We start from the raw sequence: 15,653 nt of genomic DNA on the forward strand, positions 1-15,653 counted from the left end.
TTCTTCGGTGAGACCATACTGCCAGCATGGCGCGACCACGGTGCCGGACATCGGCACACAGGCTTGCAGGCCCCGACCTACAGGCAACGCAATTGCCGCGCGGCGTCTCAGCGGCCAGACCGCTTCCTGATCCGCTCAATGCCGGTCTTGGCAAAACTCACCGAGCGCTTGGCCGCATCCTGGACTTGGGCTGCGGCGGGCAGCTTGTCCTGAGCCCATGAGGCGGCCTTTTGCACGGACTGCTGGACCTGCGTCGCGGCTGTATCGGCCGCGGCCTGCAACTGCTCGGCTGAGGGCAAGCGCTCACGTGTCCAGTCAGCGGCGTCCTTGGCCGACGTGCCCAATTGCTCAGCCCCCGACCTGGCGCCATGCCACGCCTTGGTCGCTGCGGTGCCGGCCGCGGCCTGCAGCTCCTCGGGCGAAGGCAGGCGCTCGCGCGTCCAGCCGGCCGCCTCCTTGGCCGAAGCGCCCAGCTGTTCGGCCGCCTTGCCCGCGCCCGACCTGGCGGTGACCCAGGCCTTGGTGAGCGGGCCGTCAGGCTCTTGCAGCAACAGCGTCAGGCTGGCTGCCAATGCCGCCTCCTCGGCCTCGGACAGCGGCCCGCCGGCTTCCAGCAGCCGGCGCAGGAACTGGCCGAGATCGGCGGCGATGGCCTTGTGGTTGCAGTCGGGGTTGGCATGCAGGAAGGCCGACAGCTCAGCGGCCACCTCCTCGACCGAGCCTTGCATCACGCCCGGCTCGATCTGCGCGATGGCCCGCGTGACGAAGCTGGCGTCCAGGCCCCAGTCGTCCACCAGGTGTTGCACCAGCGCTTGCCGCTCGGCAGGCTCGATGTGGCCATCCACCGCGGCCAGCCGCAGCGCCAGCGGCGCGATGAGGTCGAAGAGGGCCAGGCCCAGCGTGTCCAGCGGCGTGTTCAGGAACTTGGGGATCTCGATGACACGCGCGCCCTTGGTGTCACCCAGCCACCGGTACAGGCCGTAGCAGGCGCCGCCCGAGGCCAGCGCGGCCAGCGCCACCCAGCCAATGGGCGTGGCTGCGGCACCGATGCCCAGCACACCCGACTTCACGACGGCGGCGCCCGCGCCCGCGGCGCCCAGCACGTCCCAGACCTCGCGGGTGCGGTTGATCATGCGCAGGGACTTGTAGGCGTTCTCGCCGATGGCGAGCTTGGCCTTGAAGCGCAAGGGCTCGGCGACTACCTGCGTCACGCCTTCAAGCGCGGTTCCGGGTTCGGCTGGGTCCACTGTCGGTTGCTGCTGGGTCGTCATGGCGACCAAGCATAGAACGAGAGGGTGCACATCGTGGACGGCGCGGTCTTCGGGCCGAGCGCCGGGCCGCTCCCTAGCCGGCCCGGTTGGCGATGTGCTCGCGGCTCGATGCCGCGAGCATCGCCGTCCCCTCGGGGGCTGAGGCCGGACACATGGCGCCCAGTGGGCGGCATGTGCCTGCCGAAGAGCTGCGGCGCGAGCCGCAGCGCGGTCTGCAAGACCGACTGGGCTTGCCCGCGTTTAGCAGGGCAAGACTGGGCGAGGGGCAGCGTTATTTCAGGTGACAGGCGCGGGGTTGAACAGCACCAGGCTGTTGTGCAGCTTCCAGTGCTCGGCCCAGGTCTTCTTGCGGCCACTGGCGACGTCCAGCAGCAGGCGGAACATCTCCCAGCCGGTCTCTTCAATCGTCGCCTCACCATCGGCRATGCGGCCGGCGTTGATGTCCATCAGGTCGTGCCAGCGGCGGGCCAAGTCGGTRCGCGTGGCGACCTTGAYSACCGGGCATTCGGCCAGGCCGTAGGGYGTGCCGCGGCCGGTGGTGAASAYRTGCARATTCATGCCGGCGGCGAGCTGCAGCGTGCCGCAGATGAAGTCGCTGGCCGGCGTGGCGGCGTAGACGAGGCCGCGCTGGTCCTGCCGCAGCTTCTCGCCGGGCGCCAGCACGTGCGAGATGGCCGAGCTGCCGSWCTTGAYGATGGAGCCCATSGCTTTYTCGRCGATGTTGGACAGGCCGCCSKYCTTGTTGCCGGGCGTGGTGTTGGCGGAGCGGTCGACGCGGCCACGGTCGAGGTAGCGGTCGTACCAGCCGAGTTCACGAATGATGGCGTCGGCGACTTCCGGCGTCGCCGCACGGCTGGTGAGCTGATCGACGGCGTCGCGCACCTCCGTGTTCTCGCTGAACATGATGGTGGCACCGGCGCGCACCAGCAGGTCGGCGCAGAAGCCCACGGCCGGGTTGGCCGTCACGCCCGAGAAGGCATCGCTGCCGCCGCATTGCACGCCGACGACCAGCTCAGCTGCAGGCACGGTCTCGCGCCTGCGGGCGTTCAGGCGCTCCAGGTGAGGCTTGGCACTTTGCAGGATGTCTTCGAGCATGGACATGAAGCCCACGTGCACGTCGTCTTGAAGGCAAATGGTTTCGGGGCCGCTGGCCGGGTCGCGTTCGTCGGTGATCGGGAATGAGCCTGGCGGCAGCAGGCGCGCGGGCTGCAGCTTTTCGCAGCCCAGGCTGACGACCATGACCTCGCCGCCGAAGTTCGGGTTCAGCGAGATGTTCTTGAGGGTGCGGATGGGGATGACGGCATCCGGCGCGTCGATGGCCACACCACAGCCATAGCTGTGCTCCAAGCCGATGACGTCGTCCACGTTCGGGTAGCGCGGCAGCAGCTCGGCCTTGATACGCGCGACCGCCTGGGCGACGACGCCGGCCACGCACTGCACCGTCGTCGTGATGGCGAGGATGTTGCGCGTGCCGACCGAGCCATCCTTGTTGCGGTAGCCCTCGAAGGTGTAGCCGTCCAGTGGTTCAACGACAGCAGGCTTCACGGTGGCGATGGGCAGGCCTTCCAGCGCACGTGCGGCGGGCATCTGCAGCAGGCGCTCGTGCACCCAGCTACCGGCGGGAATGGCCTTCAACGCATAGCCGATGGGCACGGCATAGCGCAGCACCACTTCTCCCTCGGCGATGTCACGCAGCGCGACCTTGTGGCCCTGCGGCACCTTGTCGCGCAGCGCCAGCCCCGCGCCTGGGATGCCGTCCGGCAGCACGGTGCCTTCGGCCAGGCCGCCGTCGTTGGCAACGATGGCGACGTTGTCCTCAATGCGCATGCGCAGCGTCAGGGGCGGACGGGGGGAAACAGCAGTCATGGTTTGCCAAGGCGTTGCTACAGTTGAAGTTGTTGTACGTCGTCTAGTTGTCGTACAACTTCCGTCACTTTAGACGGCGCAATCATTTCAAAACTCCGGGAAAACCCGCGAATGCACGCCCCCCTCGCCCGCCGCCGGCCGCGCACGCTGGCCCTCGAACTGGTTGACTCGCTCGGAGACCGCATCCGGGCCGGCCAGTTGCAGGCCGGCGACAAGCTGCCGACCGAGGCGGCCATCATGGGCGAGTTCGAGGTCAGCCGCACCGTCGTGCGCGAGGCCATCTCCAAATTGCAGGCGGCTGGCCTGGTCGAGACGCGGCACGGCATCGGTACGTTTGTGCTCGGGCCTGGCGACGGGCCGTCATTCAAGATCACGCCGGAACAGTTCAGCACGCTGCAGGACGTCATCGCCGTGCTGGAACTGCGCATCGGCCTCGAGACGGAGGCGGCCGGCCTGGCAGCGCAGCGGCGCACCGCCGACAACCTCATTGCCCTGCGCAAGGCGCTGGACGCAGTTATTGCCGCCGTCGAAGCCGGCCAGGACTCGGTGGCCGCCGACTTCCAGTTCCACTTGGAGATTGCCCGCGCGACGCAGAACAGCCACTTCACCGACCTGATGGCGACGCTGGGGGCCCAGATCATTCCGCGTGCCCGGCTGGAGCCGGTGGCGGACATGAGTGCGGAGCGGCTGGCCTATATGCGGCGCGTCAACGCGGAGCACGAAAGCATCCTCGACGCCATCACCAGCCAGGATGCCGAATCGGCTCGTGCGGCCATGCGCACCCACCTCTCCAACAGCCGCGAACGCCGCCGCAGGGCCCAGGCCGAAACCGGCTGACCATTAAAAATGGTTTCCAAGGGTTATCCCTAGTGATTGTGGATTTGAACCCAGTTGTACGATGACCTACAACTTCAACCATCCCAACACCGAACGGAGACCCGCCCATGTCGCCCCAAGAACTCAAAGCCGTCCTCGAAGCCGGTCTGCTGTCCTTCCCGCTGACCGACTTCGACGCACAGCTGAACTTCGCGCCCAAGCCTTACGCCGAGCGCCTGGAGTGGCTGCAACCTTACGGCGCCTCGGCGCTGTTCGCGGCGGGCGGCACGGGTGAGTTCTTCTCGCTGGAGCCGGGCGAGTACAGCGACATCATCAAGGTGGCCCTGGACACCTGCCGCGGCCGCACGCCCATCCTGGCCGGCGCCGGTGGCGGCACGCGAGTGGCCGTCCAGTACGCGCAGGAAGCTGAGCGCCTTGGCGCCCAGGGCGTGCTGCTGCTGCCGCACTACCTGACCGAAGCCAGCCAGGAAGGCCTCATCAATCACGTCGAGGCCGTCTGCAAGAGCGTCAAGTTCGGCGTCGTCGTCTACAACCGTGGCGCCTGCAAGCTGACGCCGCAGAGCCTGCTGGTGCTGGCCGACCGCTGCCCCAATCTGATCGGCTTCAAAGACGGTCTCGGCGACATCGAGAAGTTCGTCTCCATCCGCCAGACGCTGGGCGATCGCTTCGCCTATCTGGGTGGCCTGCCCACCGCCGAGCTGTTTGCCGGCGCATACAAGGCCATGGGCTGCCCGGTCTACTCGTCCGCCGTCTTCAACTTCATCCCCAAGACGGCGATGGAGTTCTACAACGCCCACGCCGCGGGCGACACCGAGACCTGCAACCGCCTCGTGCGCGACTTCTTCATCCCCTACGTCGCGCTGCGCAACAAGGGCGAGGGCTATGCCGTGTCCATCGTGAAGGCCGGCGCGACGCTGGTGGGCCATACGGCCGGGCCAGTGCGTCCGCCGCTGTCGGACCTGGCTGCAGCCGAGGTCGACGCACTCGGCGCGCTGATCTCCAAGCTCGGCCCGCAATAAGCCATTCCACAAGACCCACTGGAGACAAGCCATGAAGAAACTGCTGACCGCCTTGCTGCTCGGCGCCGCTGCCACCACCGCAGCGCTGGCTCAGGCCTGGCCCGCCAAGCCGGTGACGCTGCTGGTGCCCTTCCCGCCCGGCGGCTCCACCGACGCCATCGCCCGTCTGCTGGGCAACAAGCTGCAGGAGACCCTCGGCGGCAGCTTCGTCATCGACAACCGCGGCGGTGCGGGCGGCACCATCGGCACCGGCATGGTCAAGCGCGCGGCGCCGGACGGCTACACCGTCCTCGTCTCGTCGCTGGGCCCGCTGGTCATCGGCCCGCACCTGCTGAAGAACCTGCAGTACGACCCGACCAAGGACCTGGACTACATCACCGTCGCCGTGCAGGCGCCCAACGTGCTGGTGGTGCCCGCCGCGTCGCCGCACAAGAGCATGGCCGACGTGCTGGCCTATGAGAAAGCCAACCCCGGCAAGATGAGCTTCGGCTCCAGCGGCAACGGCAGCAGCGACCACATCACCGCCGAGCTGTTCTGGCTGCAGACCGGCACGTCGGGCCTGCACATCCCCTACAAGGGCGGCGGCCCGGTCATGACCGACCTGCTCGGCAACCAGGTGGATGCCAGCTTCATGAACATCAACACCGCGCTGCCGCAGATCAAGGCCGGCAAGCTGCGCGCGCTGAGCATCACGAGCGCCCAGCGCTCGCTGGTGCAGCCCGACGTGCCCACCATGGACGAGCTGGGCATCAAGGGGCTGCAGGTCTACTCCTGGCAAGGCGTGGCCGCGCCCAAGGGCCTGCCCGCCGACATCAAGGCCAAGCTGCATGCCGGCATCGTCAAGACCTTGAACTCGCCGGACATCAAACCGAAGTTGCTGGAGCAGGGTTTCGAGGTCGTCGCCAACACGCCCGAGCAGTTCACCGCCTTCCAGGCGAGCGAGTTCGCACGCTGGAAAAAAGTGATCGAAGAACGCAAGATCACCGCAGATTGAGCCCACCCCCGAGGCGCTGACGCGCCTCCCCCTCAAGGGGGCGCACCCGATGGCCTGGCAGAGCCAGTTCCATGGGTGCCACTTGGTGGGGCACTACATCTTTGAAGTACTGACATGACCTCGACCCCCGTCATCAAAGAGCTGCGCGTTGTGCCCGTCGCCGGGCGCGACGGCATGCTGCTCAACCTCAGCGGCGCGCATGCGCCCTTCTTCACCCGCAACCTGTTGATCCTGACCGACAGCGCCGGCCACACCGGTGTGGGCGAAGTGCCCGGCGGCGAGAAGATCCGCCAGACGCTGGAGGACGCGCGCCAGCTGGTGGTCGGCCAGCCCATCGGTGGCCACCAGGGCGTGCTGCAGAAGGTCAGCCAGTCCTTTGCCGACCGCGACGCCGGCGGCCGTGGCCTGCAGACCTTCGACCTGCGCACCACCATCCATGCGGCCACCGCGATCGAGTCGGCCTTCCTGGACCTGCTCGGCCAGCACCTGGGCGTGCCGGTCGCGGCCCTGCTTGGCGAAGGCCAGCAGCGCGATGCGGTCGAGATGCTGGGCTATCTCTTCTACGTCGGTGACCGCACGAAAACCGACCTGCCGTACAACAGCGAGCCCGGCGCCGACAACGCCTGGAGCCGACTGCGCCATGAAGTGGCGCTGACTCCCGAGGCCGTTGTCAAGCTGGCCGAGGCGGCGCGCGAGCGCTATGGCTTCAACGACTTCAAGCTCAAGGGCGGCGTGCTGCGCGGCGACGAGGAAGTCGAAGCCATCCGCGCGCTGCACGAGCGATTCCCCGACGCGCGTGTGACGCTGGACCCCAACGGCGGCTGGCTGCTGAAGGACGCGATCCGCCTGATGCGCGACATGAGGGGTGTTCTCGCGTATGCGGAAGATCCCTGCGGTGCCGAGGATGGCTTCTCGGGCCGAGAGGTCATGGCCGAATTCCGCCGTGCTACCGGCCTGCCCACGGCCACCAACATGGTCGCCACCGACTGGCGCCAGCTCTCGCACGCGCTGTCGCTGCAGAGCGTGGACATCCCGCTGGCCGACCCGCACTTCTGGACCATGGCCGGCAGCGTGCGCGTGGCCCAGACCTGCCGCGACTGGGGCCTGACCTGGGGCTCGCACTCCAACAACCACTTCGACATCTCGCTGGCCATGTTCACCCATGTGGGCGCCGCCGCGCCGGGCAAGGTCACGGCCATCGACACGCACTGGATCTGGCAGGACGGCCAGCGCCTGACCAAGGAACCGCTGCAGATCATCGGTGGCCACGTCAAGGTGCCGGCCAAGCCGGGTCTCGGCGTCGAACTCGACATGGCTGAGGTGGAAAAGGCCCATGCCCTCTACAAACAGCATGGGCTTGGCGCCCGCGATGACGCGATTGCGATGCAATACCTCATCCCCAACTGGACCTTCAACCCCAAGCGCCCCGCGCTGGATCGGTAAGCATTCATGTTCAAGAACCTCATCAACGGCGAGTGGCTGGACGGCCACGGCGTCTCCCGCAACATCAACCCCTCGGACACGCGCGACCTGGTCGGCGAATACGCCCAGGCCGATGCCGCCCAGGCCGAGCTGGCCATCACGGCCGCCAGCGCCGCCTTCCCGGCCTGGAGCCTGTCGACACCGCAGCAGCGCTTCGACATCCTCGACGCCGTCGGCACCGAGATCCTGGCGCGCCGAGCCGAGCTGGGCGACCTGCTGGCCCGCGAGGAGGGCAAGACCCTGCCCGAGGCCATCGGCGAAGTAGGCCGCGCCGGCTATATCTTCAAGTTCTTCGCCGGCGAGGCATTGCGCCCGGGCGGCGAGAGCCTGCCCTCGGTGCGCCCCGGCGTCGGCGTGGAAGTGACGCGCGAAGCCGTCGGTGTCGTCGGCCTCATCACGCCGTGGAACTTCCCGATCGCCATTCCCGCCTGGAAGATCGCACCGGCCCTGGCCTGGGGCAACTGCGTCGTCTTCAAGCCTGCCGACCTCGTGCCGGGCTCGGCCTGGGCGCTGGCCGAAATCCTGTCGCGCTCGGGCCTGCCCGCCGGCGTCTTCAACCTCGTCATGGGCCGCGGTTCGGTGGTCGGCGAGAAGCTGCTGAACGACCCGCGCGTGGCAGCCATCAGCTTCACCGGCTCGGTCGCCACCGGCCAGAAGGTCGCGGCGGCCTGTGTGGCGCGCATGGCCAAGTTCCAGCTCGAGATGGGCGGCAAGAACCCCATGATCGTGCTCGACGACGCCGACCTGGGCGTGGCCGTCAACGCCGCCGTCAATAGCGGCTTCTTCTCCACCGGCCAGCGCTGCACGGCGTCGAGCCGCCTCATCGTCACCGAGGGCATCCACGACCGCTTCGTTGCGGCCATGGTCGAGAAGATGAAGACGCTGAAGGTGGACGACGCCCGCAAGGCCGGCACCGACATCGGCCCGGTCGTCGACGCCAGCCAGCTTGGCCAGGACACTGACTACCTCGGCATCGCCAAGAGCGAGGGCGGCAAGCTGGCGCAAGGCGGCGAGCGCATCGAGAAGAACGCCGACGGCGCGCCGGGCTTCTACCTGACGCCGGCGCTGATCACCGAAACGACGCCCGACATGCGCATCAACCGCGAGGAAGTGTTCGGCCCGGTCGTCAGCGTGCTGCGCGCCCGCGACTACGAGCACGCACTGGCCCTGTCCAACGACACGCCGTTCGGCCTGGCCGCCGGCATCGCGACAACGTCGCTGAAGCACGCCACCCACTTCAAGCGCCATTCGCAGGCCGGCATGGTGATGGTCAACCTGCCCACCGCAGGCGTGGACTACCACGTGCCCTTTGGCGGCCGCAAGGGCAGCAGCTACGGCCCGCGCGAGCAGGGCCGCCACGCGGCTGAGTTCTACACAACCGTGAAGACGGCTTACACCCAAGCCTGATCCCACCGCTTTGGCACCACCGCCCGGCAAGAGGCGGAGCCGCTGCATTGCCCGGAGACAACCGATGAATACCGCCACCGCCACCCTGGCCCACGCCGCCAGCGCCACGCGAACGAAGAAGCGCTTCGCCATCCTGACGATGCTCTTCATCGTCACGACGATCAACTACGCCGACCGCGCGACGCTGTCCATCGCCGGCCCGGCGTTGTCCAAGGACCTGGGCATCGACTCGGTGACGATGGGCTTCATCTTCTCGGCCTTCGGTTGGTCCTACGTCATCGCCCAGTTGCCGGGCGGCTGGCTGCTGGACCGGTACGGCTCCAAGAAGGTTTACGCCGCCAGCATCTTCATCTGGTCGGTGTTCACGCTGCTGCAGGGCGGCATCAGCTTCCTGACGGCGACGGCGACGACCGCCGTCGTCGTGCTGTTCGCGTTGCGCTTCCTTGTCGGCGCGGCCGAGGCGCCGTCCTTCCCCGCCAATGGCCGCATCGTCGCGTCCTGGTTCCCGGCCGCCGAGCGCGGCACGGCCTCGGCCATCTTCAACTCGGCCCAGTACTTCGCCACCGTGCTGTTCGCGCCGCTGATGGGCTGGATCACGCACAGCTACGGCTGGCCGGCCGTCTTCGTCGTCATGGGCCTGCTGGGCATCGTCGTCAGCGCCGTCTGGCTCAAGACCGTCTATACGCCCAAGACCCACCCCGGCGTCAACCAGGCCGAGCTGGACCACATCGCGGCCGGCGGTGCCCTCGTCAACATGGACCAGCCCGGCACGCAAAGCCGCAGCTTCGCGCCGGAGTCCCCCAAGCTCGGCTACATCAAGCAGTTGCTCTCCAACCGCATGCTGATGGGCGTCTACGTGGGCCAGTACTGCATCACGACGCTGACCTACTTCTTCCTGACCTGGTTTCCCGTCTACCTGGTCAAGGAACGGGGCATGTCCATCCTCAACGCCGGCTTCGTCGCGGCGCTGCCGGCCATCTGCGGCTTCGCCGGCGGCGTGCTCGGCGGGCTGATCTCTGACGGGCTGCTGCGCCGCGGCAAGACACTGACCGTGGCACGCAAGACGCCCATCGTCATCGGCATGCTGCTGAGCACCAGCATGATCCTGTGCAACTACGTGGACAGCGCCGTGGTCGTCGTCGCCATCATGTCGCTGGCCTTCTTCGGCAAGGGCCTCGGGGCGCTGGGCTGGGCCGTCGTGTCGGACACCTCGCCCAAGGAAATCTCGGGCTTGAGTGGCGCGCTGTTCAACACCTTCGGCAACACCGCCGGCATCACGACGCCCATCGTCATCGGCTACCTGATCAAGGGCACGGGCTCGTTCAACGCGGCCCTGGTGTTCGTCGCCGCGAACGCGCTGGTGGCCGTGTGCTGCTACCTGTTCGTCGTCGGCGACATCAAGCGCTTCGAGCTCAGGAAGGACTCCTGACCCACTTGGCGGCCCAGGCGTCGTAGGCCGCGAGCGTCTTCAACGGCCAGGTCCCCCACCAGGTATAGCCGTTGCGCCGCTCCAGGCTGAGGTCGTTGACGTCGTCGTGCAGGCTCTTGTCGCGGTCGCCGAACACCGGCTTGAGCGTGGCCGGGTCGTAAAAGCGCGACCACAGCGGGCCGGCGCCCGGCTGCACCACCAGCCGGCGCGCGTCGTCCACCTTGACGAAGGCGCGGTCGCGCACGGCCAGGGCACGCAGCATGACGATGCCGCCCTTCACCGCGGCGACGACCGCCGGCGACGGGTCGGGCAGGCTCATCAGATAGCCCAGCGCCCGCGCGCTCTCGCCGCTGCTCAGTGCCGGCGGCTCGTAGTTGCGCGCCGAGGCCGGCGCCAGCGTCAGCGCGTCGTGCTGCTGGGCCCACAGCGTCGGCTTGCCGTCGACGCGGATCTGCGTGGCCAGCAGCAGCTGCACGGCGCGCGCCTGTGCCGCCGCGGCGTCGGCCTTCAACGCGGCTGGCAGGAAACCCAGGTCGAGCTCACCGCGTGCGGCGGCCCCCATCAGCTCGGCCACTTCGACGACGGCGTCGTCGTTCAGCGTGATGGCGTCGTGGTAGCCGCCCTGCAGCGGCCACACCTGGGGCCAGCCGCCGTTGGGAAACTGCGCCGCCAGCAGGTAGCGCAGGCCGCGCTCGGTCGCCTGGCGGTAGGCGGCACCAGGCGCGCCGGGCTGCTGGGCCGCCACGCGGGCGAGGAAGCGGATCTCGGTGATGGTCGCGTCGTTGTCGATGGTGCCCACATAGCTCCACTGCGCGTCCTGGGCCAGGTCGAAGTCGCCCGGCGTTGCCCGCTTGGAGTTGTTGTCGGCCACAAACGCCTGGCCGGGCAGGCGCGGCGCGCGGTCGCGCGGCTGGTTCTTGCCCCAGCCGCCGGCGGGTGTCTGGAAGCTCAGGACGTTGCGGGCCACGGCCAGGGCCGCGTCGCCCGCGTACCAGGCGGCCGGCTTGTCCAGCGGCATGCTGGCCTCGGCATGACCGCCCTCGGGCGGCGCGGGCCAGGCCGTCAGCCCCTTGCGCTCGGCCGCCAGCGCGGCGCGGTCGGCGGTGCGCTGAGCGTCGGAGCGGGCCAGATAGGCCACCCATGGCCCGCGTTCAGTCGCCGGCAGCGCCGCGACCCGTTCGGCCGTCAACGGCTGGGCCGGCGGGATGACACCGATCTGCGCTGACCAGGCCGACGAGCAGAGGGCCAAGGCAAGCAGGGTGAAACGGCAGGCAAGGGGCATGACGGGCGCCGAAGTTTGGGGGTGGCCGGCAATCTACCGGCTCGCGCGGGCCGCGAGGGCGCTAATCTCGCGCCGCTCACACAGTTGATCGAGACATGATTCATTGCGCGCGTTTCCCGTGGCTGGCCGCCCTGTTCGTGCTGGCCGGTTGTGCCAGCCCTCCTCCACCGCTGCCCGCTGCGGCGCCGCCGGTTGGCCTGCAGCAAGCCTGGGTGCAGGCCGTCGCCGGGCCAGCCTGGGCGGTACGTGCGCTGACGGGCGAAGCCAGCTGCCCCACGCTGCGCTGGGGCAGCAGCGTCACCGCCATGCAGGAACGCAGCGCCCCCGGCGACGAGCCGCCGCCCGCGGGCAACAAGGAGCCCGAGCGCAAGCCGACGCACTTCACGCTGCGTGCCTGCGAGGCGCCCTGGCCCGCCGATGCGGCCAGCGTGCAGGTGGACGACATCGTGCTGCATGCCCCCACTGCCGAAGCCCGCCGCATCGTCGTCATCGGCGATACCGGCTGCCGCCTCAAGGCCTCGGACCGCGACTTCCAGGGCTGCAACGACGCCTCGGACTGGCCCTTCCCACGCGTGCTGGCCCTGGCCCTGAGGCTCAAGCCCGACCTCGTCATCCACGTCGGCGACTACCACTACCGCGAAAGCCCTTGCCCGCCCGGCATGGCCGTCTGCGCCGGCAGCCCCTGGGGCTATGGCGACGATACCTGGCAGGCCGATTTCTTCCACCCCGCCAAGGCCCTGCTGGCCGCCGCACCCTGGGTCTTCGTGCGCGGCAACCACGAGGCCTGCGCCCGTGCCGGCCAGGGCTGGCTGCGCTATCTGGACGCCGAAACCGGTCCGGCGCGTGCCTGCCAGCCCGCCGGCCCAGGCGTCAACGAGGGCGACTTCACCGCGCCCTTCCCCGTGCCGCTGTCGCCGCGCAGCCAGCTCATCGTCTTTGACTCCTCGGAGATCGGCAGCCGCACGCCGCCCCGGGATTCCCCCGCCTGGGCCCGCTGGCGCCAGCAGCTCGACCGCGTCGCAGAGCTGGCCCAGGGCAGCGCCCAGAGCCTCTTTGCCAGCCACCATCCCAGCCTGGCCTTCAGCCCCAGCCCGATCGGCGCGCCCCGCGCCGCCCGATCGGGCCTGACGCCCCTGCTGCAGGACGCGGCACCCGGCCGCCTCTTCCCGCCAGGCGTGCAGGCCACACTTCATGGTCACATCCACATGCACCAGGCCCTGGGCTTCGCGAGCAATCATCCGGTCACCCTCGTCGTCGGCAACGGCGGTTCGGCCGCATCAGGCCACGTCAACGACGCCGCGGCCCTGAAGCACGAACTGCTGCCCGGCGCCCGACTGGAGACGGTACGCATCCACACGGACTTCGGCCTGTCTCTGCTGACGGCCACGCCCGAGGGCTGGCAGCTGCAGGCGCTGGACGCCCTGGGCCAGCCGCTGTCGACCTGCCGCCTGGCCGGCCAGAAGCTGAGTTGCTGATGGGCACGCCTCGTAACGAGTGCCTTTCGTCAGGGCGCACGAGAAGTAACGCCCGCGCATTCCATCACTGCGCACCCGATTTGAAGGGTTTCCAGCAGGTAAATCGATACAGCATCAAAAGCCCCCCCGGCTAAACTGGCCGCACCTGTCAAGCTGTTTTTGGCGGGAACCACGTTGATAGAGGACTCGGCTACATGAGCTCCAGATTGAAAGTCGCCGGTTGGGTTGCCCTCGGTGCCGTCGCAGGTGCACTCACCACCATGCAGCTGCAGGCCAATGCGCGCAGTACCCTGTCCCCCCTGCCGCTGGACGAAATGCAGCAGCTCGCGGCCGTCTTCGGCCTCGTCAAGAGCGACTACGTCGAATCCGTCGACGAAAAGAAACTGATCAACGACGCCATCGCCGGCATGGTGTCTGGCCTGGACCCCCACTCCCAGTTTTTTGACAAGAAGACCTTCAAGGAATTCCGTGAAGGCACGACCGGCAAGTTCGTCGGTGTCGGCATCGAGATCGGCATGGAAGACGGCCTGGTCAAGATCGTCTCCCCCATCGAAGGCTCGCCCGCCTTCCGCGCCGGCCTCAAGAGCGGCGACCTGATCAGCCGCATCGATGACACCGCCGTGCGCGGCCTCACCATCGACCAGGCCGTCAAGAAGATGCGCGGCGACCCGTCGACCAAGGTCAGCCTCACCATCTACCGCAAGGCCGAGAACCGCACCTTCCCCGTGACCATCGTGCGCGAGGAGATCAAGGTCCAGAGCGTGCGTGCCAAGGTCATCGAGCCGGGCTATGCCTGGATCCGCGTCAGCCAGTTCCAGGATCGCACCGTCGACGACTTCGCCAAGAAGCTCGAAGAGATCTACAAGCAGGAGCCCCATCTCAAGGGCCTGGTGCTTGACCTGCGCAACGACCCGGGCGGTCTGCTGGATGCCTCCATCGCCATCTCGGCGGCGTTCCTGCCCAAGGACGTCGAGGTCGTGTCGACCAACGGCCAGATCGCCGAATCCAAGGCCAGCTACAAGGCCAGCCCCGACGACTACCGCCGCCGCAGCAGCGACGACCCGATCAAGCGCCTGCCCGCCGCGTTGAAGAACGTGCCGCTGGTGGTGCTCGTCAACGAAGGCTCGGCCAGCGCCAGCGAGATCGTCGCCGGCGCCCTGCAGGATCACCATCGCGCCACCGTCATGGGCGCCCAGACCTTCGGCAAGGGCTCGGTGCAGACCGTGCGCCAGCTGGGCCCGGAAACGGCATTGAAGATCACGACGGCGCGCTACTACACGCCGAGCGGCCGCTCCATCCAGGCCAAGGGCATCGTGCCCGACGTGCTGCTGGACGAAACCGCCGAGGGCAATGTCTTCGCCGCGCTGCGCATGCGTGAGGCCGACCTCGAAAAGCATCTGAACAACGGCCCCGAGGACGAAAACGAAGCCCGCCAGAAGGCCCGCGAGGAAGCGCGCCAGAAGCTGGAAGCCGAGTACGCCAAGCGCGCCGAGCCGCCCAAGCCCCTGCCCGAGTTCGGCTCGACGGAAGACTTCCCGCTGATGCAGGCGCTGAACAAGCTCAAGGGTCAACCGGTCATTGCGTCCAAGTCGGCTGTCGAGCGCAAGGCCGAAGCCAAGACGACGGAATAACTACAAAGAGTCCTGACTTCAAAAAGCACAGGGGCCTCTCGCGAGGCCCTCTTTTTTTGCCCAACCGGTGCCACGCCCCTCCTCAGCCGGCAGGGGCGAGATGGGTCAGCACGCAGCGCCACTGTCCCTGCACCTGGCGGTAGACATCGGTGATCCATTCATCGGCGCTGATGGGCTCGCCCCTGAAAGTGCCGGTGTTGCTGCCCCGCCCGGTGACGACCGCCATGTCGCCGTACACGCTGGCCCGCACCACCTGCTTGGTCATCGAATCGTGCGTCAGCATGCCGCTGGCTATGGCATGGAGGATGGCCTCGCGCGAGATCGGCCCCTTCTCCGGCGTCACGAGGGTCCAGTCCTCGGAGATGCATTGGGCGATGCGCTGGACGTCGTTGCTGACCATGGCATCGTTGAAGCGGTCTTCGAGCGCCTGGAATGCCCGCAGCACCTCGCCATCGGCGGGCGCGGTTGTCATGACGGGCTCCCCGCGACCATCGCGTCCCAGCGGCGTTGCATTTCGTCGACGCTGACCTCCTCCGCCTTGCTCGCAACGAACCAGCTGTAGCCGAAGGGATCGGCGATCAGACCGCTGCGGTGGCCATGGAACTCGAGCTTGACGGCACGCAGGACGGTGGCGCCGTGCCGCACGGCGTTCGCAACGAATGAGTCGGCATCGGCCACGTCGAGGTGGAACTTGACCGGGGAGCCGCCGATCGTCTCGGGCCCGACGGCCCCGAAGTCAGGATACTCGTCGGCAATGAAGACCCGTGTGGCGCCGAACAGCAGCTCGGCATGGCCGATGCGTCCATCGGACGGATCGATCAGCTTGAAGTCCAGGCTGGCGCCCAGGGCCTGGACGTAGAAGTCGATGGCGGCCTGAGCACCCCGAACCACAAGGTAGGGCGACAGGTTGTCGGGTGAAGTGCCGACTGCGGGCATGATGAATCTCCGGTGGTGTCGAAT

At 68.1% G+C, this 15,653-nt stretch carries 13 protein-coding genes; 8 read left to right on the forward strand and 5 right to left on the reverse strand.

From position 1 onward, the window contains the following. Positions 1-107: 107 nt before the first annotated feature. Entirely contained in the window at positions 108-1,271 is a 1,164-nt protein-coding gene (locus tag ACXJKM_RS16425; RefSeq protein ID WP_457353743.1) for a tellurite resistance TerB family protein, read from the reverse strand. 276 nt (positions 1,272-1,547) lie between these two features. After that, positions 1,548-3,137, reverse strand: a complete 1,590-nt coding sequence (gene garD, locus ACXJKM_RS16430; RefSeq protein WP_457353745.1) for a galactarate dehydratase — start codon at positions 3,135-3,137, stop codon at positions 1,548-1,550. A gap of 111 nt (positions 3,138-3,248) precedes the next feature. On the opposite strand from garD, the gene ACXJKM_RS16435 reads away from it, so the two are divergent. The 6 genes from ACXJKM_RS16435 (at position 3,249) to ACXJKM_RS16460 (ending at position 10,305) form a co-directional block, all read left to right on the forward strand. Beyond that, positions 3,249-3,974: a FadR/GntR family transcriptional regulator gene (locus ACXJKM_RS16435; protein ID WP_457353747.1), complete on the forward strand. Its 726-nt coding sequence runs from the start codon at positions 3,249-3,251 to the stop codon at positions 3,972-3,974. 107 nt (positions 3,975-4,081) lie between these two features. Further along, a complete protein-coding gene (gene kdgD, locus ACXJKM_RS16440; protein WP_056204504.1) occupies positions 4,082-4,993 on the forward strand; it encodes a 5-dehydro-4-deoxyglucarate dehydratase in 912 nt (303 codons plus the stop codon). Positions 4,994-5,024: 31 nt separating this feature from the next. Then, positions 5,025-5,987: a Bug family tripartite tricarboxylate transporter substrate binding protein gene (locus ACXJKM_RS16445; protein ID WP_457353749.1), complete on the forward strand. Its 963-nt coding sequence runs from the start codon at positions 5,025-5,027 to the stop codon at positions 5,985-5,987. Between the two features lie 114 nt (positions 5,988-6,101). Next, positions 6,102-7,430, forward strand: a complete 1,329-nt coding sequence (gene gudD, locus ACXJKM_RS16450; RefSeq protein ID WP_457353751.1) for a glucarate dehydratase — start codon at positions 6,102-6,104, stop codon at positions 7,428-7,430. A 6-nt stretch (positions 7,431-7,436) separates the two neighbouring features. Then, entirely contained in the window at positions 7,437-8,876 is a 1,440-nt protein-coding gene (locus tag ACXJKM_RS16455) for an aldehyde dehydrogenase family protein (protein ID WP_457353753.1), read from the forward strand. 64 nt (positions 8,877-8,940) lie between these two features. Beyond that, positions 8,941-10,305, forward strand: a complete 1,365-nt coding sequence (locus tag ACXJKM_RS16460; protein ID WP_457353755.1) for an MFS transporter — start codon at positions 8,941-8,943, stop codon at positions 10,303-10,305. Here ACXJKM_RS16460 and pelA read toward each other — a convergent pair. Then, positions 10,289-11,587 carry a pectate lyase gene (pelA, locus tag ACXJKM_RS16465; RefSeq protein WP_457353757.1) on the reverse strand — a complete coding sequence of 433 codons (1,299 nt, stop codon included), beginning with the start codon at positions 11,585-11,587 and terminating at the stop codon, positions 10,289-10,291. The genes ACXJKM_RS16460 and pelA overlap by 17 nt on opposite strands. Positions 11,588-11,682: 95 nt before the next feature. Between pelA and ACXJKM_RS16470 the strand changes: the two genes are divergently transcribed. After that, positions 11,683-13,062: a metallophosphoesterase gene (locus tag ACXJKM_RS16470; RefSeq protein WP_457353759.1), complete on the forward strand. Its 1,380-nt coding sequence runs from the start codon at positions 11,683-11,685 to the stop codon at positions 13,060-13,062. 194 nt (positions 13,063-13,256) lie between these two features. Beyond that, positions 13,257-14,693, forward strand: a complete 1,437-nt coding sequence (locus ACXJKM_RS16475) for a S41 family peptidase (RefSeq protein WP_056203945.1) — start codon at positions 13,257-13,259, stop codon at positions 14,691-14,693. Between the two features lie 82 nt (positions 14,694-14,775). Here ACXJKM_RS16475 and ACXJKM_RS16480 read toward each other — a convergent pair whose 3' ends face one another. Further along, positions 14,776-15,165, reverse strand: coding sequence for a nuclear transport factor 2 family protein (locus ACXJKM_RS16480; protein ID WP_457322576.1), 390 nt, complete (start codon positions 15,163-15,165; stop codon positions 14,776-14,778). Further along, positions 15,162-15,629 (reverse strand): VOC family protein, encoded by a 468-nt coding sequence (locus ACXJKM_RS16485; RefSeq protein WP_056203956.1) that lies wholly within the window; start codon positions 15,627-15,629, stop codon positions 15,162-15,164. Before ACXJKM_RS16485 ends, ACXJKM_RS16480 begins: the two co-directional genes overlap by 4 nt. Positions 15,630-15,653: the final 24 nt, after the last annotated feature.

The organism is Roseateles sp. P5_D6, from assembly GCF_054049415.1.

Excerpts from the sequence above, each read along its gene's own strand:
- ACXJKM_RS16425 (WP_457353743.1), bottom strand. The coding sequence starts at position 1,271 with ATGACGACCCAGCAGCAACCGACAGTGGACCCAGCCGAACCCGGAACC.
- ACXJKM_RS16480 (WP_457322576.1), bottom strand. The coding sequence starts at position 15,165 with ATGACAACCGCGCCCGCCGATGGCGAGGTGCTGCGGGCATTCCAGGCG.
- ACXJKM_RS16455 (WP_457353753.1), top strand. The coding sequence starts at position 7,437 with ATGTTCAAGAACCTCATCAACGGCGAGTGGCTGGACGGCCACGGCGTC.
- ACXJKM_RS16475 (WP_056203945.1), top strand. The coding sequence starts at position 13,257 with ATGAGCTCCAGATTGAAAGTCGCCGGTTGGGTTGCCCTCGGTGCCGTC.
- gudD (WP_457353751.1), top strand. The coding sequence starts at position 6,102 with ATGACCTCGACCCCCGTCATCAAAGAGCTGCGCGTTGTGCCCGTCGCC.
- kdgD (WP_056204504.1), top strand. The coding sequence starts at position 4,082 with ATGTCGCCCCAAGAACTCAAAGCCGTCCTCGAAGCCGGTCTGCTGTCC.
- ACXJKM_RS16485 (WP_056203956.1), bottom strand. The coding sequence starts at position 15,629 with ATGCCCGCAGTCGGCACTTCACCCGACAACCTGTCGCCCTACCTTGTG.
- ACXJKM_RS16460 (WP_457353755.1), top strand. The coding sequence starts at position 8,941 with ATGAATACCGCCACCGCCACCCTGGCCCACGCCGCCAGCGCCACGCGA.
- ACXJKM_RS16470 (WP_457353759.1), top strand. The coding sequence starts at position 11,683 with ATGATTCATTGCGCGCGTTTCCCGTGGCTGGCCGCCCTGTTCGTGCTG.
- pelA (WP_457353757.1), bottom strand. The coding sequence starts at position 11,587 with ATGCCCCTTGCCTGCCGTTTCACCCTGCTTGCCTTGGCCCTCTGCTCG.
- ACXJKM_RS16435 (WP_457353747.1), top strand. The coding sequence starts at position 3,249 with ATGCACGCCCCCCTCGCCCGCCGCCGGCCGCGCACGCTGGCCCTCGAA.
- ACXJKM_RS16445 (WP_457353749.1), top strand. The coding sequence starts at position 5,025 with ATGAAGAAACTGCTGACCGCCTTGCTGCTCGGCGCCGCTGCCACCACC.